Raw genomic sequence first — 19,631 nt, 5'->3', positions numbered from 1 at the left:
GGCCGGATCAGTGCGCTCCAAGTGTAGCCGCAGACCGTGGCCCTCGAAGCGGGGATCGGGGCAGGTCGAGCGCGCCCATCACGATGCGTCGGTGACGGATTGGCCGGATCCTCGTCTCCGCTTTACGCCGGGGGTCCTCCCAAAGGCCCACAGACAGGCGGTACCAGTCCCCCAAAGCGGGGATTACTAGGGGTGTTCGGCCTGCCTAGTGTGAAAAAGACGGTCTTCGGGGACCGTCGGTCAGGGGATCCATCATGGCGTCCACACGTCTTGCATCACGGCGCCGCAGCGCGCTCGCTCTCACCGTCGCGATCGTCGTCGCAGCGCCACTCGCCAGTGCCATCGATCTCGCGGCACCGGCCGCGGGCGCTCAGGCCGCGACCACCCAGGCGGAGTCTCCGGACTTCGCGACCCGCGCCTACGGCGACCCGTGGGACTACTCGAACTCGGGCGATCAGAACACCGACGCGGCCCGCGTCCGCGGCCTGAGTATCAAAAACGGGGTGATGAACCTGCGCGTCGGCGGCGGCGACTACTTCACACCGATCATCTCGCAGCCCGACTCTCTCGCCGTGGGGCGCGACGGCGCCGCGAAGCCCGTCTCCCCGTCCGGCTACGACCACGTGTCGTTCAAGATGAACCAGCCCTCGTCGGGCGTCGGCGCCATCTGGTGGTGGACCTGCTCGACCACCCTCGCGACCTGCGGTGGCGGACAAACCTTCAAGCTGTACAAGGGCACGCACGTCTACAACTTCAACCTGACCTCCAAGTCGACCGTCGGGGCGAAGAGGCCGTGGAACGATCACGGCAAGCCGATCGTACGGTTCCGGATCGCCCCGACCATCTCGGGGTCCAAGACCAGCCCGATCCTCGCGAAGATCGACTGGCTCCGCATCTACAAGAAGACCGGCTCGCTCGCTGCCTACCCGGCGGGCACCTACGACGGAGTCAAGGTCATCTCGCGACCGATCTCGGTTGTCGACAGCCCGAACACCACCGAGGGCAAAGACATCAGCACCGCCCAGGGACGCAAGCAATGGGTCTTCACGAGCGCGGCGGCAGCCCGCGGGGTGAAGGTCAAGAACGCGACCGTCAAGGGCTACGGCGCGGCCGGGATGACCGCCACCAACTCGGGATCGAACCGCAACGACCCGGAGGTGCTGCTGCCCGTCAGCGCCTTCTCGGGCAGCACCTACCGGTACTTCTCGTTCCGGCTGACCTACAACGGCGGCTACTCGCTGGCCAACAGCGCGGGCGGCGGCAAGATGGCTCGGCTCGTCTGGAACGCCAAGGGCACGACCGCCCCCCAGGAGAGCAACGACATCGTCACCTACTCCGGCCCGAACGCCCGCACCCTCAGCGTCGACCTGGCCAAGGGCAACCCGCTCGACGAGAACTCGCGTTCGCCGCGTCTCGGCTGGAAGGGCCGCACGATCACCTCGCTGCGCTTCGACCCCAACGAGGATCCGGGCGCCAACACCTGGCACCTGTCATCGATCCACCTGCGGAAGGCCCCGGCTGCCAAGGCCTCGACGGTCATCAAGTTCCACGATGCCGCGTGGATCGCCGGCACGACGGCGACGATCAAGGTCGGTAAGAAGGCGCCCGGCGGCAGCGGATACACGACCCTTGCCTCCGACATCCCCGTCACGAAGGGCTCGAACCACCGCCGCTTCACGCTGGGCTCGAAGGCAACCGGGGCGTACTACGTCCAGGTCACGCTGCGTCACCCGGGTGGCGGCACCTCCACGTCGTACTCGACGGCGCCGATCACGATGTCGCGCTGACGCCGGCTCCCCGCCTGGCAGCGCAGGCTGCACCCACCGCCCCGAAACCACCCCGGAGCGGTGGGTGCAGACTAGGCACATGACGACACCCGCCGCCCACAGCTCGACTGCCATGGGCGATGGTTCGTCCCCCGAGGGCGAGGGTTCGTCCGCTGAGGGCGCCAAGCCCGAGAGCTCGCTCACCGTCATCGTCGCCTTCACGGCCAACCTCCTGGTCGCCGTCGCGAAGACCATCGCGTCGCTCCTGACCGGTTCTGCCTCGATGGTCGCCGAGGCCGCGCACTCCTGGGCAGACACCGGCAACGAAATCTTCCTCTTTGTCGCCGATCGCCGGGGCGGTCGCCGACGCGACGCCGACCACCCGCTCGGCTATGGCAAAGAGACCTACGTCTGGTCGATGTTCGCCGCATTCGGCCTCTTCACCGTCGGCGCCGTCGTGTCGATCTACCACGGCATCTCCGAACTGGGCTCGGCCGAAGAGGAGACGAGCTTCGTCGTCAACTACGTCGTGCTCGGCGTTTCCGCCTGTCTCGAGGGAGCCTCGTTCTTCCAGGCGCTGCGGCAGGCGCGGGGTGTTGCCAAGAAGCGCAGGATCCCGGTGCTCCGCCACGTCCTCGGATCCTCGAACTCGACGCTTCGTGCGGTCTTCTTCGAAGATGCGGCGGCCCTGGTCGGACTGCTCATCGCCTTCCTCGGCATCTTCCTGCATCAGGTGACCGGCTCGGCCGTCTTCGACGCGATCGGATCGATCCTGGTCGGAGTGCTGCTGGGTGTGGTCGCGGTCGTGCTGATCGATCGCAACCGACGGTTCTTGATCGGCGAGAGCCCGACAGACGAGGTCGAGTCGACTGTGCTGCGCCGCCTCCTCGAGCGCGACGACATCGATCGCGTCACCTACCTGCACACCGAGTTCGTCGGCCCGAGCCGCCTCTACGTCGTGGCTGCTGTCGACATCGTGGGCAACGCCGACGAGGAGCACGTCGCCGTGGCGCTCCGCCGCATCGAGCGCGCCCTCGAGGGGCACGACATCGTCGAGGAGGCCGTGCTGACCCTCTCGACGCCCGACGAGCCGAGCCTCACGCCCGCGAAGGCGCGGGATGCTGCGCCGGGGTCGCTGGCCTGAGGTCGCACCCGGTCCCCTGCAGCGCTCGCGCAGAAACCTAGTCGCGTTTCGCAGGTCTAGTCGCGGTATTTCGCGACTAAACCTGCAAAACGCGACTAAGAGCGTCGAGTACGCGGCGCAGGCGACCTAGGCCGATGCCGAGCCCCGCCGGCGACGCGCCACCACGAGCAGCCCGACGCCGAGGCCCAGCACCGCGAATCCAACGAGCGCCTGCGAGCCGGAGTCCGACCCGGTGAAGGCGAGCTCGGCCGGAGCCGCGCCAGCGACAGCAGCCGCCGTGACGAACGGCGTGCCGGTCAGGTGGATGAAGCGGATGTCGGAAGGCACCGAATAGGCCGCATCGCCGGTCGCCACAGGGTCGACCTGGAACGCGGTCATGATGTAGTTGCCCGGCGTGCGAGCCAGGGTCGTCGACCACGTGCCGTCCGCGGCGACGACGATCGAGCCGTCGTCGACAGGCAGCGGCGTCGTCGAGGCGGGGTCACCGCTGAGGGCGCGAGGCGAACTCAGCCGCGCGGCACCGGTCGCCGAATCGGCGTTCAGCACCTCGGGCTCGAACTGCCCCGAGAAGAGGGTCGGGTACAGCGCCTCGAAGTAGTAAAACGACGTCAGGGGTCGCTCTTCGTAGAGCACGACATGCTGCCCTGGCGTGCCCGTTCCAGAGACCTTCATGGTGACCTTGCCCGGAGTGGCCGCGCTGGCCGCCCCTTTGACGGGAATGCCGAACTCGTCGATGACCTCGTCGAGCGACTTCTCGATCTCGGCGTCTGTCTCGTCGGCTTCGTCGGCGAGCGCCTGGACTGCCCGGGGCAGAGCGGATGCACGCGAGGAGGACGACGACGAGAGCGAAGGATCCTCGGCGCGCGCAGCTCGGGCCTTCACTTTCTGGGCCTGGGTCCGCGCGGGCTCCGCTGCGGAAGAGGCCGCTGCGGTGTCCGACGAGCTGAAGGAGAAGCCCAAGGAGCCGAAGGACGAGTCGTCGTACGTGGGCTCGAGGACGGTGGGCGGAACGACGGTTCCGGCGGGGACCGTGATGGTCAGGCCGATCGTGTTCGACAGCTCCGACTCCCGGGTGATCTCGTCGCCCTCATCGTTCGTCACAACCTGATAGGCGCTGACCTTCTCCGTGCCGAACGAAACGGTGTAGTCGGACGTCCAGGTGCCGTCGTCCCCGACCGAAACCGAGTCATTGAAGTCGAAGGTGAAGATGTCGCCCCCTGATTCCCCGTCGGAGGTCTGCGCGACGAGGTAGACGTCGCTGCCGGGCGTGCCGGTTCCCGAGAACTGCACGACCGCGAGCGGCTCGCCGTTCGAGAACGGGAAGGGCGAGGCCTCGTACGACACGGCGGCTGTCGGGTCGGTGATAACGGGCGTCGCACTCTGCTCGGCGTCGAACTCGACGTCGAAGTCGTATTCGCTAAGGTCTTCGTCCTTGTAGGTCGCGTACACGCTGAGGTACTGCTCGTAGCCTGCGTCATCAGCGAAGTGGAGCGGGATCGAGAACGACGTCGCCGTCGTCGTGAGGCGCTTGATCGGCTCACCCCAGCTGTCGGTGACGACGACCTTGGCGCCGATGGGCGCTGAGCCGGTGATCGTGATGTCGCGGGCTCCCGTGACGCGCACGTAGCCGTCGCGGTCGGCCGCGGGCACGGTCGCTGCCTTCAGGTCGGTCGGTGCCGCCTTCGGCGCGGCGGCCTTCGCCGCTGCCGTGGGCTTCGGGGGCGCGGTCGCCGTGGGCGTTGCGGACGCCGTCGGCGCGCTCGTCGCGGCAACGCCGGGCTCGGCGGCGAATGCGGCCCCTGCGGAGAGCACGGAGCCTCCGACGATCAGGGCCAGCGCTACGGGAAGAGCCACTGCGGCTCGGAAATCGGGTTTCGTCAAAGAACTCGTCTGTCTTTCGGCGTGAGTCGGCAGGCATGTCGCCGCTCTGACCCACCCCCGAGCAACGCCACGGCTCGGTGATCTCGGGCCGTGGAGTGAAGGTACCAGTTCGGCGATGCCGATGACGACACCCGTCCGGCTAGAGAGCGTGCCCCCCGAGCCCGGCGGCAACCGCCTCGACGGCCGGCTCCACGGCGTCTTCGAGACTCCCCCGGCCGATCCCGGCTCGCGCCCACGCGACCGCGGCCGCTCCCGCCGCTCCGAGGAGCGCCGCCGACACCACCTGCGGCCACGCGTCGCCGGCACGCGCCTCGGTCCGCTCAGCGACGAACGCCGCGACGATCGAGTGCTGCGCCACGAACCGCGCCGCGCCAGACGCAGTGAGGTCGTCGCCGAGCCGCATCGTCTCGCCCTGCGACAGGGCCCACGGCACCCGGGAGTCGTCGTGCCGCTGCGCCACGAGCACGAGCGCTCGGGCCACACTCTCGGGAGCGGAGAGCGAAGGATCCGACCCGCCCACCTCGAGCAGAGCGCCCGGCAGCGACCGAAGGCTCTCGTCGAGGTCGAGCCAGAGCAGATCGGCCTTGCCGGCGAAGTAGTTGAAGAACGTGGCGCGGCTCACTCCGGCGCGCTGGGCGATCTGATCGACGGTGGTACCCGCGTAGCCGTTCTCGAGGAAGAGCTCGGAGGCCGCATCGGCGAGGATCTCGGCCGACGAGCGCCGGGGGCGGCCCGTGCGTGCAGAAGGTGTCACGTCAGCATTCTCCCGCTAGACTCGATTGGCCACTTACTATACGGAGTCCAGAAATTACTACTCGCGCCCCCTTCCTCGCTCTCCTCGGTCTTACCGCGGCCAGTGCGCTCGTTCTGAGCGGCTGCACCGCCGCGTCCCCGTCCGACACCGCCAGCTCGAAGCCCGTCTCGGGCGGCACCCTGACCTACGCGTCGGGCGACGCTGAGCCGACCTGCCTCGACCCCCACGTCGGTGGCAACTATCCGCAGGCGCTCGTGTCGACGCAGTACCTCGAAGAGCTCGTGTCGAAGAACACCGCCGGCGACGTGATCCCGTGGCTCGCGACGTCCTGGAAAGAGGCCTCCGACGGCCTCAGCTGGACCTTCTCGCTGAAGAAGGGCGTCAAGTTCACCGACGGCACCGCGTTCGACGCTGCGGCGGTCGTCGCGAACGTGAAGCACGTGCAAGACCCCACGACGCTGTCGTCGACGGGGTATCTCGCGCTCGCCAAGGTGAAGAAGGCCGTCGCTGTGGACGACAGCACCGTGCGCTTCGACCTCTCGAGCCCCGACAGCTCTCTGCTCGACTCGCTCTCGCAGCCGTGGCTCGCGATCGAGTCACCCACTGCCCTCAAGCGCACGCAGGCCGTCAACTGCGAGTCACCGGTCGGCACCGGTCCGTTCAAGGTCGTCAAATGGACGAAGCAGCAGTCGATCACCCTGGAGCGTAACGACGGCTACACCTCTCCCCCGAAAGACGCCGCACACACCGGCAAGGCGTACCTCGCGAAGATCGTGTGGCGGTTCCTGCCCGACTCGGCCTCGCGCTACGCCGCGCTTCAGGCGGGCCAGGTCGATGTGATCGACAACGCCCAGCCCGACACCATCGTCGCCGCGAAGAAGAGCGACCAGATCAAAGAGCTCGACGCCCCGCGCCCCGGAGCGTCCAACCGGCTCGAACTGAACTCCTCGCAGGCGCCGTTCAATGACGAACGCGTCCGCGAGGCCTTCATCCGCGGCGTGGCTGTGAACGACGGCATCACGTCGCTGTTCTTCGGCACCGCGAAGCGCTCGTACTCGCTTCTCTCGAGTGTCGAGAAAGACGCGTACTCCGATCCGTCGCTCTTCGACATCGACACCACGAAGGCGAACGACCTTCTCGACTCCGCCGGATGGACGACCCGTGACAGCGCCGGCTACCGCACCAAAGACGGCAAGCGCCTGACCGCGCGGTTCCCGGTCTCGACCAACCAGTCGATCCCGGCCGAGCGAGCCCTGTTCGAACAGATCCAAGAAGAAGCCAAATCGCTCGGCTTCGACGTCGAGATCTCGCAGCTCGACCTGTCGAGCTGGTACGGAGCCCTCGCCGCCCACAAGTACGAGATCGTGAGCGCTCCCTACACGAAGGTCGGCCCCGGCGTCCTCGGCGTCCTCTACGACTCGGCGAGCATCACCCCGGCCCCGAGCGGCTACTTCGCCAACAACGCACAGGTCGACTCACCGAAAGTCGATGCTCTTCTGAAGCAGGCGAGCGTGGAGTCCGACGCGACGAAGCGCGCCGACCTCTATAAGCAGGTGCAGAAGAGCGTGCTCGAGGGCTACTACGTGCTCCCTCTGTACGACCAGCAGAACCACTACCTGTATCGCACGAGCGTGCACGGTCTGCGAGCGATGCCGACGGTGTCAACGCCCACCTTCTACGACGCGTGGGTGCAGCGCTGAAAAATGCAGCGCCGAAAAATGCGGCGCCGAATGGTGCGGCGCTGAACCTCGTGCGCTTCATCGCCGGGCGGGTGCTCGGGGCGCTCTTCGTGCTCTGGGCCGTCGCGACGCTGATCTTCTTCGCGATCCGGCTCGTGCCGGGCGACCCCGCCGAGGCCATCCTCGGCGGGCCCGGGTCGCAGGCGTCGCAAGAGGCGCTGGATCTGGTCCGGCGCCAGTACGGTCTCGACCAACCTCTCCTCGTGCAGTACCTCGATCAGCTCGGCCGCCTCGCGCGAGGCGACCTCGGCACCTCGTACTCGCTCAAGCAGTCGGTGTCGTCGGTGCTCGCCGCGCAGGTGCCCCCGACGCTTCTGCTGGCGTCCCTGTCTCTCGTGGCCGCCTGGATCCTTGCGGTGGGTGTGGCCTGGTGGAGCGCAGGATCCGGGCGGGTCGCCCGAGCGGTCTCGTCCGGTCTCGAGGTGGTCGCCTCCGCCGTTCCGCACTTCCTGCTCGGGAGCGTGCTCATCGTCGTCTTCGCCACCGGTCTCGGCCTGCTGCCTCCCGTGAGCACGGGCACGCCGATCGGCCTGGTGCTGCCGGTCGTGACGCTCGCGGTGCCAGTGGCCGGCTTCCTCGGCCAGGTCACCCGCGACTCGTTGCTCGACGCCGCGGCGGCGCCGTTCGCCCTCACGGCGACGGCTCGGGGCGAGGGACCGTCCGGGTTGTTCTGGCGCCATCTTCTCCGCCACGCCGCGCTTCCCGGGCTCGCCCTGTCGGGGTGGGCCTTCGGCTCACTCCTGAGCGGCGCCATCGTCGTCGAGTCGCTGTTCGCCAGGCCCGGGCTCGGCCGCACCCTGCTCGACGCCGTCACCCTCCGCGACATCCCGCTCGTCACCGGTGTCGCTCTCGTCTCCGCTCTGGCGTACGTGATCGTGGTCGCGCTCGGTGACCTGGCCGAGAAGGCCGTCGACCCCCGGGGGCAGAGCGCATGACGATCCTTCCCGAGCTCCCCGTCCTGCCCGCCGCCGCACCGACCCGTGCCGCCGAATGGCGCAGCCGCGTGACCGCCCCCCGCGTCGTCGCCGGAGCCGTCCTCCTCGGCGTTCTCGCTGCCGCTGTCGCCCCCGGCCTCCTGGCCCCCGGCGATCCGCTGGCAGTCCACCCGGTCGACGCCTTCTCGGCCCCCTCGCTCGCCCACCCGTTCGGCACCGACGACTCCGGCCGCGACCTCTACACGCGGGTCGTCCACGGCGCCTCCGCCTCCCTCCTCATCGGTATCGCCGCGACGCTCATCGGCACTCTCCTCGGTCTCGTGCTCGGAATCGCCGCCGGGGTCGGCACTCGCCTGACCGACGCTGCCGTCTCGCGCGTGCTGGAGGTGCTGTTCGCGCTGCCCGGGCTGCTACTGGCGCTCGTGATCATCGCCTTCGCGGGCCCCGGACCGATCCCCGCGACCCTCGCGGTCGGACTCGCTACAGCCCCCGGCTACGCCCGTATCTTCCGCACCCGGATCCGGGCCGTCCGTTCCTCCGAGATGGTCGAGGCCGCGCGGGTGCTCGGGCGTGGCCCGCTCACCCTGCTGGTGCGGCACGTGCTGCCGAATGCTCTCGCGCCGGTCGTCGTGCTCGCCACCCTCGGCGTCGGCCAGGCCATCGTCTGGGCCTCGTCGCTCAGCTACCTCGGTCTCGGCTCTCCGCCGCCCGCTCCGGAGTGGGGCGCGATGCTCGAGGCCGGTCGCACCTACCTCCAGATCGCCCCGTGGATGACGGTCTTCCCCGGCCTGGCGATCGTCGCCACGGCCGCCGCCACGACGGTCGTCGGCCGCGCCTTCGCGGGGGCGGGTCGCCGATGAGCGGGTCGTCGGCGGGCGGGACGCCTGCCAGCGGGATGTCGGACGGCCGGGCGCCAGGCACCCGCGGTCTCCACGTCGAGAATCTCCGTGTCGCTTTCGACGGCGTCGCTGCCGTGCGCACCGTCTCCTTCGAGTTGGCACCCGGCGAGTGCGTCGCACTTGTCGGCGAATCAGGATCCGGCAAGACCGTCACTGCCCGCGCGCTCCTCGGCCTGTCCGGCGGAACCGTCACGGCCACCCGCCTCGCCCTCGACGACACCGACCTCACCGGCCTCTCCGAGCGGCAGTGGCGGGCCATCCGCGGCCCTCGCATCGGCCTCGTGCAGCAGGACGCCCTCGTCTCGCTCGACCCACTGCGGCCGATCGGGCGCGAGATCGATGACGCACTTCGACTGCACACGACGCTGGGCGCGGCCGAGCGGCGGGAGCGGGCGCTCGAGGTGTTGGCCGAGGTCGGGATGCCGGATCCTGCGGTTCGTCGCGCGCAGCTCTCGGGTGAGCTCTCGGGTGGGCTGCGCCAGCGAGCGCTCATCGCCGCGGCGCTCGCCCTAAGGCCCGACGTCGTCATCGCCGACGAGCCCACGACGGCGCTCGATGCCGAGGTACAGCGCGTCGTGATCGACCGTCTGGCGCGCCTCCGCGACGAGGGTACGGCCGTGCTTGCGATCAGCCACGACCTCGGTGCGGTGCGACGCCTCGCCAATCGCATCGTCGTGATGCGGGCCGGCGAGGTGGTGGAGCAGGGGCCGACAGCGCAGATCCTCGACGCTCCGGCACACCCGTACACGCGGGCGCTCGTCGCGGCCGTGCCCGCGGGCAAACCGCGGGGCTCGCGGCTCTCGGTCGGCGGCCCGACCGTTCAGAACTCTGGCAAAACCGGCGAAAAATACGCCGGATCACCCGCAAAACGTTCAAATGACCAGAGTTCTGAACGCGTCCTCGAGGCGCACGATCTCACCAGGCGCTTCGGCACCTTCACCGCCGTCGACAATGTCTCGCTCACCCTCCGCGCCGGCGAGACGCTCGGTCTCGTGGGCGCCTCCGGCTCGGGCAAGACCACCACGGCGCGGCTGCTACTCGGCCTCGACTCCCCCGATCACGGATCGGTCGAGCTGCTCGGCGCCCCCTGGAACCCGCTGCCCGAGCGCGAACGCCGACCCCGCCGGGCGCTGCTCGGGGCGATCTACCAGGATGCGCTCTCGTCGTTCGACCCCCGCATGACGGTGGGCCGGATCCTGGTCGATGCTCTGACGAACGGACAGACGACGAGGATCCGCGCGCACGCCGCTCAAATCGACGCCCTGCTGGCCGAGGTGGGCCTGCCGGCCTCCGTCTCGTCCCGCCTGCCTGCCACGCTCTCCGGCGGACAACGGCAGCGCGTCGCCATCGCTCGCGCGCTCGCTCCCCGGCCGCGCGTGCTGCTGTGCGACGAACCGGTCTCGTCACTCGACGTGACGGTGCAGGCGCAGGTGCTCGATCTACTCGACGAGCTGCAGGAGCGGCACGGCCTCGCCTACCTCTTCATCTCGCACGACCTCGATGTGGTGCGGCATGTCAGCGATCGGGTCGCCGTGATGAGTGCCGGGCGAATCGTCGAGCAGGGTGAGACCGAGCAGGTCTTCTCGGCGCCGACGCACTCCTACACACGCGGCCTGCTCGCCGCGGCGTCGTCGGCCGGCTGACCGCCGGGCGCACAGCGCAAGACACCACAAAACGGAGAGCACACCGCCCAACGACGGTGTGCTCTCCGAAAAGCGGTGCCGCGACTAGCTGCGGGGCGACGAGGCCTGGGGCTCGGACTCGGCCTCGGCGTTGGATTCGGCCGGCGGTCGCACGATGTCGATCGGCCCCGACATGGCGAACTCCACGGCCCACTCCGACTTCGACACCTCGCTCGACTCGTCGGCGTAGGCGGCGATGAGCTCTTCCGCCTCCTCCTCGGTCGCGACCGACGGGCCGGATCCGAGCAGGGGCACGTTTGCCGATTCCTTGGTGAACCAGACGGCGACCAGGCCGATCACCGCGGCGATCATCAGATAGAACGCCGGGATGTCATTGGCCCAGCTGTAGCCGTTCGAGGTGGCCCAGGCGACGAGCGACTCCGTGACGAGGGGCGTCGTGCCACCGAACAGCGACACCGACACGTTGAACGCGATAGCAAGGGCGCCGTAGCGAATGATTGTCGGGAACAGCGCCGGCAGCGTCGAGGGCATCGTCGACGTGAACGTGACGAGCACGAGACCGAGGATCAGCAAGCCCACGAACACGAGGGGCGTCGACTCGCTCTGCACGAGCTTGAGCGCGGGCCAGGAGAGCACGAGAAACCCGATGCAGCCGGCGAACAGCACGGGGCGACGACCGAAGCGGTCGGAAAGCCGGCCACCCATCGAGATGACGGCCATCATCAGCACCATGACGACGATCACGAGGATCAGCCCGTTCGTCGCGTCTCGACCGAGGGTCGACGTGAGGTAGGTCGGCATGTACGACAGCAGCATGTAGTCGGTGACGTTGAATACCAGCACCAGGCCGATGCAGACGATCAGCGCGCGCCAGTTCTCGGCGAAAAGGCGCACGAACGGCACTTTGACGTGCTCGCGATCGGCGGCGTCCGCCTGCTGCTTCTGGAACGCCGGAGTCTCTTCGAGCTTGAGTCGAAGGTACAGACCGACTAGCCCGAGCGGCCCGGCGATGAGGAACGGGATCCGCCAGCCCCACGAGAGCAGCGTGTCTTCGGGCATCGCGAACTGCAGCACGGTGACGAGCGACGCACCAAGCACGTAGCCGCCGAGCGTGCCGAACTCGAGCCACGATCCCATGAAGCCGCGACGCTTGTCGGGCGAGTACTCGGCGATGAACGTGGCCGCTCCGCCGTACTCGCCACCGGTCGAGAAACCCTGCACGAGGCGCGCCAGCAGGAGTAGGAGAGGCGCCCACACGCCGATCGTGTTGAAGTCGGGCAGGAACCCGATGGCGAAGGTTCCGGCCGCCATCATGATCATCGTGACGGCAAGGACCTTCTGGCGTCCGATGCGGTCACCGAGCGGACCGAAGACGGCGCCGCCGATGGGGCGCACGATGAACGCCGCGGTGAAGGTCGCGAAAGTGAGGATCACGCTGAGCGTCGGGCTGAGCGAGGGGTAGAAGACCTTGGCGAGGGTGGTGGTGAGGTAGGCGAACACGCCGAAGTCGAACCACTCCATGCCGTTGCCGAGCGCTGCGGCCGCGACGGCTCGCTTGAGCTGCGATTCTTCGACGACGGTCACGTCGTCGCTGGTCAGTCTGCGGCGTCCTTGCCGGTTCGGGCGGTGTTTCTTGGTGGGTGTTGCAGGACGGGCTGACTGATCACTCATACACATTCACTCCAGTTGTCGATGCAAAAACCCCGAAAGCCTACCAGAGGGCAAAATTTAGCTAGAAAAGAATCACATTTCAGTGCTTGAGGACGCAAGGATCCGGGGCTGCCGCGACCGCCTCGGATCCTTGCGTTCCGATCCCGTAAACTCGCCTGCAGAACACGCAAGGCACCTCCCCACCGACACGGTGCCGCCCATATCGAAGGAGTACGTCCATGACTCGTCCCATGCCTGCCAGTTTTTCTCGAATTCCAGACAGGCCCGCCCTCGAAGGCCTCGAGAACGTCTGGGGCCCCGCGTGGGAGTCCGACGGAACGTACAAATTCGATCGCAGCTCTGCGACCAAAGAGAACGTCTTCTCGATCGACACTCCTCCGCCGACCGCGTCGGGGTCGCTGCACATCGGTCACGTGTTCAGCTACACGCACACCGACGTCAAGGCGCGCTTCGAGCGCATGCGCGGCAAGAGCGTTTTCTATCCCATGGGCTGGGACGATAACGGGCTGCCGACCGAGCGCCGCGTGCAAAATTTCTACGGCGTCCGCTGCGACCCGTCGCTCCCCTATGACGCCGACTTCACGCCGCCGTTCGAGGGCGGCGACAACAAGTCGTCCAAGGCCGCCGACCAGGTTCCGATCTCTCGCCGCAACTTCATCGAGCTGTGCGAGCGCCTGACCGTCGAAGACGAGAAGCAGTTCGAAGACGTCTGGCGCAAGCTCGGTCTTTCGGTCGACTGGACCCAGTCGTACCGCACCATCGCCGGCGAGTCGCAGGCCATCGCCCAGAAGGCGTTCCTCCGCAACGTCGAACGGGGCGAGGCATACCAGGCGCAGGCTCCCACGCTGTGGGACGTCACGTTCCGCACCGCCGTCGCCCAGGCCGAGCTCGAAGACAAAGACATGCCCGGCGCGTACCACACGCTCTCGTTCCACGCCCCGGACGGCATTGACATCAAGATCAAGACCACCCGGCCCGAGCTGCTCCCCGCCTGTGTCGCCCTCGTCGCGCATCCCGACGACGAGCGCTACCAGGCCCTCTTCGGCACGACCGTCCGCACTCCCCTCTTCGACGTCGAGGTGCCCGTGCTCGCGCACCACCTGGCTCAGAAAGACAAGGGCTCCGGCATCGCGATGATCTGCACGTTCGGCGACACGACCGACGTCATCTGGTGGCGTGAACTCGATCTGCCGAACCGCTCCGTGCTCGGCTTCGACGGCCGGTTCATCAGCGAGGCGCCGTCGGCGATCACGAGCGAGGCGGGTCTCGCCGCTTATGGCGAACTCGCCGGCAAGACCGTCTTCAGCGCCAAGGCCGCCATCGTGTCGCTCCTTCAGGAGTCGGGCGAGCTGACCGGTGAGATCGAGAAGATCACCCACCCCGTCAAGTTCTTCGAGAAGGGCGACAAGCCCCTCGAGATCGTCTCGACCCGCCAGTGGTATATCGTCAACGGCGCCCGCGACGAAGAACTCCGGTCGACGCTGCTGAAGCGCGGCGAAGAGGTCTCGTTCCACCCCGACTTCATGCGCGTCCGCTACGAGAACTGGGTGAAGGGCCTCTCGGGCGACTGGCTGATCTCGCGTCAGCGCTTCTTCGGCGTGCCGATCCCGGTCTGGTATCCGCTCGACTCCGACGGCAACCCCGTCTTCGATCAGCCCATCGTGCCGACCGAGGCGCAGCTGCCCGTCGACCCGTCGTCCGACGCCGCACCCGGCTACGACGAGTCGCAGCGTGGCGTCCCCGGCGGCTTCCAGGGCGAGGTCGACGTGATGGACACCTGGGCCACCTCGTCGCTCACCCCGCAGCTCGCGGGCAAGTGGGAGACCGACCCCGAGCTCTTCGACCTCGTCTTCCCGTACTCCCTCCGCCCGCAGGGGCAAGACATCATCCGCACCTGGCTGTTCTCGACGATGCTCCGAGCGCAGCTCGAGGGCGACACCGTGCCCTGGAAGAACGCCTCGATCTCGGGCTTCATCGTCGACCCCGACCGCAAGAAGATGTCGAAGTCGAAGGGCAACGTCGTCACCCCGGCCGCGATGCTCGACGACCACGGTTCCGACGCGGTCCGCTACTGGGCCGCCTCGTCGCGCCTCGGCACCGACGCGGCCTTCGACCCGCAGAACCCCAAGCAGATCAAGGTCGGCCGACGTCTGGCGATCAAGGTGCTGAACGCCGCCAAGTTCGTCTACTCGTTCCCCGAGCCCGTCGAAGGCGCGAGCGTCACGGAGCCCCTCGACCTCGACCTCATGGCGAACTTCGCCCGCGTGATCGAGGCCGCGACCGATGCCCTCGAGAACTACGACCACGCCAAGGCGCTCGAAGGCACCGAGAAGTTCTTCTGGACCTTCTGCGACGACTACCTCGAACTCGTCAAGGAGCGCGCCTACGGCTCTGCCTCTAACGAAGGCGCAGGATCCGACGGCGCCGCCTCGGCAGGCGGCCAGGCTTCCGCGGTGCTCGCGCTCCGCACCACGGTCGACGGCCTGCTGCGGCTCCTCGCCCCTTACCTCCCCTTCGCCACCGAAGAGGTCTGGTCGTGGACCCACGGCTCTTCGATCCACACTGCTCCGTGGCCCACGGTCGCCGAGCTCGCGGAGGTCGGCGAGATCGTGGCTCCCACCGGTCTGCTCGAACTCGTGGGCGAGGCGCTCATCTCCATCCGCCGCGCCAAGACCGATGCCAAGGCGTCGCAGAAGACTCCCGTCACGTCGGCTGTGGTGGTGGCACCGGCCGATTCGCTCGAGCTGCTCCGCACGGCTGCCGCCGACCTGTCAGCGGTGGGCCGCATCGAGTCGCTCACGTTCGAGGCGGGCGATGCTCTGGCCGTCAGCGACATCGTGCTCGCCGAGCAGCCGGCAGCCCCCGCCGCCCCGGTCACGGGCGCCTGATGCAACTCGGAACGCGCTGGTCGGTCGGGGGCCAGACCCCCGACCGGCTTCCAGCCGCCGTCGTCGCAGCGATCACCCAGGTCGAGCGCGAGCTCGCCCAGCAGGGCGTCGATGCCGCGACCTGGCGCTGGACTCTGACCTGGCTCGAACGCAAGCCGGTCGTCGAGCTCGATGACGGCACCGTCATCCGCTACGACGCGGTGGCCGACACGGCGTCCATCCACGAGCCGGTCGACGGCGAAGAGGAATAGCCGCCCGTGCCGGGGCTAGGCGCGCGCGATCAGCTCGCCGTGCGGCATCGCGAAGAAGCCGTCGGGGGCATCGCGCCACGCCAACCACGCCTGCGAGATCGCGTGCAGGTCGAGGTCGGTGGCGGCCCGCTTCTCGATGGCGTCGGCGTAGAACGCCGATTCGAGCGCGCGCACCGACCAGCTGTCGCCCCACCACGTGCGCTCCTCGTCTGACGAGAAGCACCAGATCGACGCCGACGAGACGATGTCGGTCAGCCCCGCCTCGAGAGCCCAGCTCTTCAGATGCCGACCGGCGTCCGGCTCGCCGCCGTTGCCGCGGTGCACGAGCTGATACACGGTCATCCAGTGGTCGAGACCGGGGTTCTCCGGGGCCCAGATCGTTCCGCGGTAGTCGACGTCGCGGGCTGCGACGATGCCACCGGGCTTGGCGACGCGGCGCATCTCGACGAGTGCCGCGACCGGGTCGGCCACGTGCTGCAGCACCTGGTGCGCGTGCACGATGTCGAAGGTGTCGTCGGCGTAGGGCAGCGCGTAGAGGTCGGCGGTCTCGAACGCGACCGTGTCTATCCCCTTCGACGCAGCCAGCTCCGACGCCTGCTCGACGATGCTGGGCGCAGAGTCGATGCCGATGACGCGACCGGGCGCGAGCCGCTCCGCAAAGTCGACGGTGATGGTGCCGGGCCCCGCGCCGACGTCGAGCAGCGACAGCCCCGGAGCGAGATGCGGAAGCAGGTAGGCGGCCGAGTTCTCGACCGTTCGCCAGCTGTGACTCCGGAGCACGCTCTCGTGGTGGCCGTGCGTGTATTTCGCGTCGGCTGCGTCGTCTCTCACTCTGCGACCCTAGCGGTGCCCCGGGCCGAGGGAAAAGGTCTAGAAGTTGCGGCGCGGCGGCAGGGTGTCGAGAGAAGCTCTACGCGAGGAGTAGGGATCGGGCAGGCGGTCAGCTCGCTCGGCGGCCGTCAGGGGCTCGCCTGCGGGACGCACGTCGAGTCGCGCGCGCCTCGCGGTACGGCGACGGGACCAGGAGACAAGGGCCAGGCCGACGCCGAGGACGACGCGGTCGACCAACAGCGGCGATGCCGCGGTGCGGTGGACAGTGGCTGCGGACATGTCAGGCCCCTTCGATGCTTTGAATAATGGTGCTGTTGTCGGTGGTGCTTTCGGTGGTTGTGTCGTTCGCGGTGCTGTCGTCGGAGTTCCTGTTAGCGCGAGTCTCACTTGCGGGCGTGCCGACGGCCGGCCCCCGCCCGGCCCGGAAGGACTCCGCCAACGGGAACGCGTTGAAATGCACTTGCGCTCGGACGGCACCCTCGACGGCACCTTGCGTCCGGAGCGGCGTAATCCATCTCTCCTCGAAAACCTCCCAGGCGCGCCCAATCTCGGTGAGCTGCTCCGCTGTGGCGGACACGTTGGCGGTGTTCATGGAGATCGCGTCGTACCACTCCTGGGGAAGGGCGTCCTGCTGGTCGGAGAGCTCGTCCAAGAGGGCCGCACGCGTGCGGTCCCATTGGCGCGACACCATCCGCGCCGAGGCACGCCCCGCCTCGTCTTCGTACGATCGCGTCGAGAGCGAGATGCCGCCGGGGTTGACCTGCCACCAGCGCTCACGACCCGACCCCTTGTCGTCGATCTCGCGGACGAGCTCGTGGCGAGCGAGCTGACGCAAGTGATAACTCGTCGCCCCGCTCGACTCCCCCAGCCGCCCCGCGAGACCGCTCGCAGTGGCCGACCCGAGGCGTCCGAGCATCTGGTAGATCTCGATTCGCAGCGGGTGTGCGAGCGCCTTAAGGGCACTGATGTCGAGGTCGCGTCTCTGCGGTGTCTTTTCGTTCTCGGCCATGTCCCGAGATTAGCGATACAAAGATGTCTTTGCAATTAAAACTTTGCAATAAGTGCTTTGCAAAGCATTTTTTGCAGGCAACGGGCCTAGGCTCGGACCATGACGAACCCGTTCTTTGAACCGAGCACGCTTCCCTACGCACTGCCGCCTTTCGACCGGATCTCCGACGCCGACTACGCCCCCGCGTTCGAGCGGGGTCTCGCCGAGCAGCTGACCGAGATCGAGGCCATAGCCGAGGATCCGCGGCCGGCCACCTTCGACAACACGGTCATCCCGCTTCAGCGCAGCGGCCAGCTCCTCTCCCGCGTGGAGCACGTCTTCTTCAACAAGTCGTCGAGCGATTCGAACGACCTGACGAGCGCCCTCGAACTGGAGCTCGCTCCCCAGCTCGCCGCCCACTCCGACGCGATCCGCCTCGACCCGCGACTATTCGCGCGCATCCGGGCGGTGTACGACGATCTGGGTACCAGTGCCACCGCCCACTTGACCCCGGAGGAGGTCTACCTGGTCGAGCGCCTCCACTCCGACTTCAGCCGTGCCGGGGCCGGCCTCGGCGACGACGACAAGCAGCGCCTTCGCGACCTCAACTCCGAGCTCTCGACGCTGACCACGCGCTTCGAGAAGAACCTCCTCGCCGACACCAACGAGCTGGCGATCACCGTCGACGACGTCGCTGAGCTCGACGGGCTGTCGAGCGACACGATCGCCTCGCTCGCCGCGGCGGCCACCGAGAGAGGCCTCGAGGGCGGCTACCTCATCGCGCTGACCCTGTTCACCGGCCATCCCCTGCTCGCCTCACTCACGAATCGCGACCTCCGCGAGCGCATCATGACCGCCTCTCGATCACGGGGCAGCCGCGGCGGCCAGCACGACAACCGGCAGGTGCTCCTCGACATCGTCCGGCTTCGTGCAGAGCGGGCCGCGCTCCTCGGGTTCCCGTCGCATGCCGCCTACGTCACGGCGGGCCAGACCGCCGGCTCGCCCGAGGCCGTCCGTGACCTGCTGGGGCGGCTCGCACCCCCGGCGGCGCGAAACGCCCGGGCCGAGCAGGACGATCTCGCGCGGGTGGCGGCGTTGGATCCTGCGTTCCCGGAAGGCGGCGAGATCGCCGCTCACGACTGGGCCTATTACACCGAGAAGGTGCGCTCCGAGAAGTACGACTTCGACGCTTCGGCCATGCGACCGTACTTCGAGGCCGACCGGGTGCTGCGCGACGGCGTGTTCTACGCCGCGACGCAGCTGTACGGTCTGCGCTTCGAAGAGCGCCCCGACCTGGTGGCCTATCACCCGGAGGCCCGGGTCTTCGAGGTATCTGACGACGACGGCTCCCCCGTCGGTCTCTTCGTGCTCGACCTCTACACGCGCGACTCGAAGCGCGGCGGGGCCTGGATGAACCCGCTCGTGTCGGAGTCGGCGCTGCTCGGTCACCTGCCGGTCGTCGTCAACAACCTCAACGTCTCGAAGCCGCCGGCCGGGTCGCCAACGCTGCTGACGCTCGACGAGGTGACGACGATGTTCCACGAATTCGGGCACGCCCTGCACGGGCTCGTCGCTCGGGTGACCTACCCGTACTTCTCGGGCACCAACGTCTTCCGCGACTTCGTCGAGTTCCCGAGCCAGGTCAACGAGATGTGGCTGCTCTGGCCGGAGGTGCTCGGGCACTACGCGTTCCACTTCGAGACGGGTGAGCCCATGCCCGCCGAGCTCGTCGATCGGCTCACCGCCTCCGAGGGCTTCAATCAGGGCTTCGAGACGAGCGAGTACCTCGCGGCGACGCTCCTCGACCAGGCCTGGCATGCGCTGACCGTCGACGAAGCCGCGGGCCTCACGAGCGTCGACGACGTGGCGGCCTTCGAGGCGTCTGCCCTGGCAGCCGTCGGCCTCGACAACCCGGCCGTGCCCACCCGGTACTCGAGCACCTACTTCGCGCACACCTTCTCGGGTGGCTACGACGCGGGCTACTACTCGTACATCTGGAGCGAGGTGCTCGACGCCGACACCGTGGAGTGGTTCGCCGAGAACGGCGGGCTGACCCGGGCGAACGGCGATCGCTTCCGGTCGCGCCTCCTGGGCGTGGGCGGATCGAAGGATCCCCTGGCGGCCTACCGTGACTTCCGCGGACGAGACGCCGCCGTCGAGCCCCTCCTCGTGCGCCGCCGTCTGGACTAGCGCACTTCAGCACGCCGAGACCCCCGCTCCCACTCGAGCGGGGGTCTCTTG

15 protein-coding genes are annotated in these 19,631 nt (G+C 68.3%); 9 read left to right on the top strand and 6 right to left on the bottom strand.

Annotation, left to right across the window (positions count from 1 at the left end):
* Positions 1-254: 254 nt before the first annotated feature.
* Both ITJ49_RS11215 and ITJ49_RS11210 read left to right on the top strand, forming a co-directional pair.
* Complete coding sequence (locus ITJ49_RS11215; protein WP_194605229.1) at positions 255-1,787, top strand: hypothetical protein; 1,533 nt, start codon at positions 255-257, stop codon at positions 1,785-1,787.
* A 79-nt stretch (positions 1,788-1,866) separates the two neighbouring features.
* Positions 1,867-2,910, top strand: a complete 1,044-nt coding sequence (locus ITJ49_RS11210; RefSeq protein ID WP_370544481.1) for a cation diffusion facilitator family transporter — start codon at positions 1,867-1,869, stop codon at positions 2,908-2,910.
* A gap of 126 nt (positions 2,911-3,036) precedes the next feature.
* On the opposite strand, the gene ITJ49_RS11205 is transcribed toward ITJ49_RS11210, so the two are convergent.
* Together ITJ49_RS11205 and ITJ49_RS18225 are read right to left on the bottom strand one after the other, a co-directional pair.
* Positions 3,037-4,791: a hypothetical protein gene (locus ITJ49_RS11205; RefSeq protein WP_194605227.1), complete on the bottom strand. Its 1,755-nt coding sequence runs from the start codon at positions 4,789-4,791 to the stop codon at positions 3,037-3,039.
* Positions 4,792-4,930: 139 nt separating this feature from the next.
* The gene (locus ITJ49_RS18225) at positions 4,931-5,545 is read right to left on the bottom strand and encodes a TetR/AcrR family transcriptional regulator (RefSeq protein ID WP_194605223.1); all 615 of its coding nucleotides are present in this window, start codon (positions 5,543-5,545) and stop codon (positions 4,931-4,933) included.
* A 38-nt stretch (positions 5,546-5,583) separates the two neighbouring features.
* On the opposite strand from ITJ49_RS18225, the gene ITJ49_RS11195 reads away from it, so the two are divergent.
* From ITJ49_RS11195 to ITJ49_RS11180, 4 genes are read left to right on the top strand one after another with little or no spacing between them, the layout of a single operon-like run.
* Complete coding sequence (locus ITJ49_RS11195; RefSeq protein ID WP_370544493.1) at positions 5,584-7,245, top strand: ABC transporter substrate-binding protein; 1,662 nt, start codon at positions 5,584-5,586, stop codon at positions 7,243-7,245.
* On the top strand, positions 7,230-8,219 hold the full coding sequence (locus tag ITJ49_RS11190) for an ABC transporter permease (protein WP_370544480.1): 990 nt from the start codon (positions 7,230-7,232) through the stop codon (positions 8,217-8,219). The genes ITJ49_RS11195 and ITJ49_RS11190 overlap by 16 nt, the downstream gene beginning before the upstream one ends.
* Positions 8,216-9,079: an ABC transporter permease gene (locus ITJ49_RS11185; protein WP_194605220.1), complete on the top strand. Its 864-nt coding sequence runs from the start codon at positions 8,216-8,218 to the stop codon at positions 9,077-9,079. The genes ITJ49_RS11190 and ITJ49_RS11185 overlap by 4 nt, the downstream gene beginning before the upstream one ends.
* Entirely contained in the window at positions 9,076-10,761 is a 1,686-nt protein-coding gene (locus ITJ49_RS11180) for an ABC transporter ATP-binding protein (RefSeq protein WP_228514382.1), read from the top strand. Before ITJ49_RS11185 ends, ITJ49_RS11180 begins: the two co-directional genes overlap by 4 nt.
* An 84-nt stretch (positions 10,762-10,845) precedes the next feature.
* Here ITJ49_RS11180 and proP read toward each other — a convergent pair whose 3' ends face one another.
* Complete coding sequence (gene proP / locus ITJ49_RS11175; protein ID WP_194605217.1) at positions 10,846-12,432, bottom strand: glycine betaine/L-proline transporter ProP; 1,587 nt, start codon at positions 12,430-12,432, stop codon at positions 10,846-10,848.
* Between the two features lie 218 nt (positions 12,433-12,650).
* On the opposite strand from proP, the gene valS reads away from it, so the two are divergent.
* Complete coding sequence (gene valS / locus ITJ49_RS11170; protein ID WP_194605214.1) at positions 12,651-15,320, top strand: valine--tRNA ligase; 2,670 nt, start codon at positions 12,651-12,653, stop codon at positions 15,318-15,320.
* Positions 15,320-15,571, top strand: a complete 252-nt coding sequence (locus ITJ49_RS11165; protein WP_194605211.1) for a hypothetical protein — start codon at positions 15,320-15,322, stop codon at positions 15,569-15,571. The genes valS and ITJ49_RS11165 overlap by 1 nt, the downstream gene beginning before the upstream one ends.
* Before the next feature lie 15 nt (positions 15,572-15,586).
* Here the strand turns inward: ITJ49_RS11165 and ITJ49_RS11160 are convergent, their stop codons facing one another.
* Genes ITJ49_RS11160 through ITJ49_RS11150 form a run of 3 tightly spaced genes read right to left on the bottom strand, consistent with a single transcriptional unit; the run spans position 15,587 to position 17,411 of the window.
* Positions 15,587-16,402 carry a methyltransferase domain-containing protein gene (locus ITJ49_RS11160; protein WP_194605208.1) on the bottom strand — a complete coding sequence of 272 codons (816 nt, stop codon included), beginning with the start codon at positions 16,400-16,402 and terminating at the stop codon, positions 15,587-15,589.
* 39 nt (positions 16,403-16,441) lie between these two features.
* Positions 16,442-16,681, bottom strand: a complete 240-nt coding sequence (locus ITJ49_RS11155; RefSeq protein ID WP_194605205.1) for a hypothetical protein — start codon at positions 16,679-16,681, stop codon at positions 16,442-16,444.
* A 1-nt stretch (position 16,682) separates the two neighbouring features.
* Positions 16,683-17,411, bottom strand: coding sequence for a helix-turn-helix transcriptional regulator (locus tag ITJ49_RS11150; protein ID WP_194605202.1), 729 nt, complete (start codon positions 17,409-17,411; stop codon positions 16,683-16,685).
* Between the two features lie 99 nt (positions 17,412-17,510).
* On the opposite strand from ITJ49_RS11150, the gene ITJ49_RS11145 reads away from it, so the two are divergent.
* Positions 17,511-19,580, top strand: a complete 2,070-nt coding sequence (locus tag ITJ49_RS11145) for a M3 family metallopeptidase (protein WP_194605200.1) — start codon at positions 17,511-17,513, stop codon at positions 19,578-19,580.
* Positions 19,581-19,631 lie beyond the last annotated feature (51 nt).

Source organism: Frondihabitans sp. VKM Ac-2883 (genome assembly GCF_015350875.1).
In the GTDB taxonomy this organism is placed as follows: Bacteria; Actinomycetota; Actinomycetes; order Actinomycetales; family Microbacteriaceae; genus Frondihabitans.
This window is presented reverse-complemented; position numbering and strand designations above follow the sequence as displayed.

Excerpts from the sequence above, each read along its gene's own strand:
- ITJ49_RS11155 (WP_194605205.1), bottom strand. The coding sequence starts at position 16,681 with ATGTCCGCAGCCACTGTCCACCGCACCGCGGCATCGCCGCTGTTGGTC.
- ITJ49_RS11210 (WP_370544481.1), top strand. The coding sequence starts at position 1,867 with ATGACGACACCCGCCGCCCACAGCTCGACTGCCATGGGCGATGGTTCG.
- ITJ49_RS11215 (WP_194605229.1), top strand. The coding sequence starts at position 255 with ATGGCGTCCACACGTCTTGCATCACGGCGCCGCAGCGCGCTCGCTCTC.
- ITJ49_RS11180 (WP_228514382.1), top strand. The coding sequence starts at position 9,076 with ATGAGCGGGTCGTCGGCGGGCGGGACGCCTGCCAGCGGGATGTCGGAC.
- ITJ49_RS11145 (WP_194605200.1), top strand. The coding sequence starts at position 17,511 with ATGACGAACCCGTTCTTTGAACCGAGCACGCTTCCCTACGCACTGCCG.
- proP (WP_194605217.1), bottom strand. The coding sequence starts at position 12,432 with ATGAGTGATCAGTCAGCCCGTCCTGCAACACCCACCAAGAAACACCGC.
- ITJ49_RS11150 (WP_194605202.1), bottom strand. The coding sequence starts at position 17,411 with ATGGCCGAGAACGAAAAGACACCGCAGAGACGCGACCTCGACATCAGT.
- ITJ49_RS11165 (WP_194605211.1), top strand. The coding sequence starts at position 15,320 with ATGCAACTCGGAACGCGCTGGTCGGTCGGGGGCCAGACCCCCGACCGG.
- ITJ49_RS11185 (WP_194605220.1), top strand. The coding sequence starts at position 8,216 with ATGACGATCCTTCCCGAGCTCCCCGTCCTGCCCGCCGCCGCACCGACC.
- valS (WP_194605214.1), top strand. The coding sequence starts at position 12,651 with ATGACTCGTCCCATGCCTGCCAGTTTTTCTCGAATTCCAGACAGGCCC.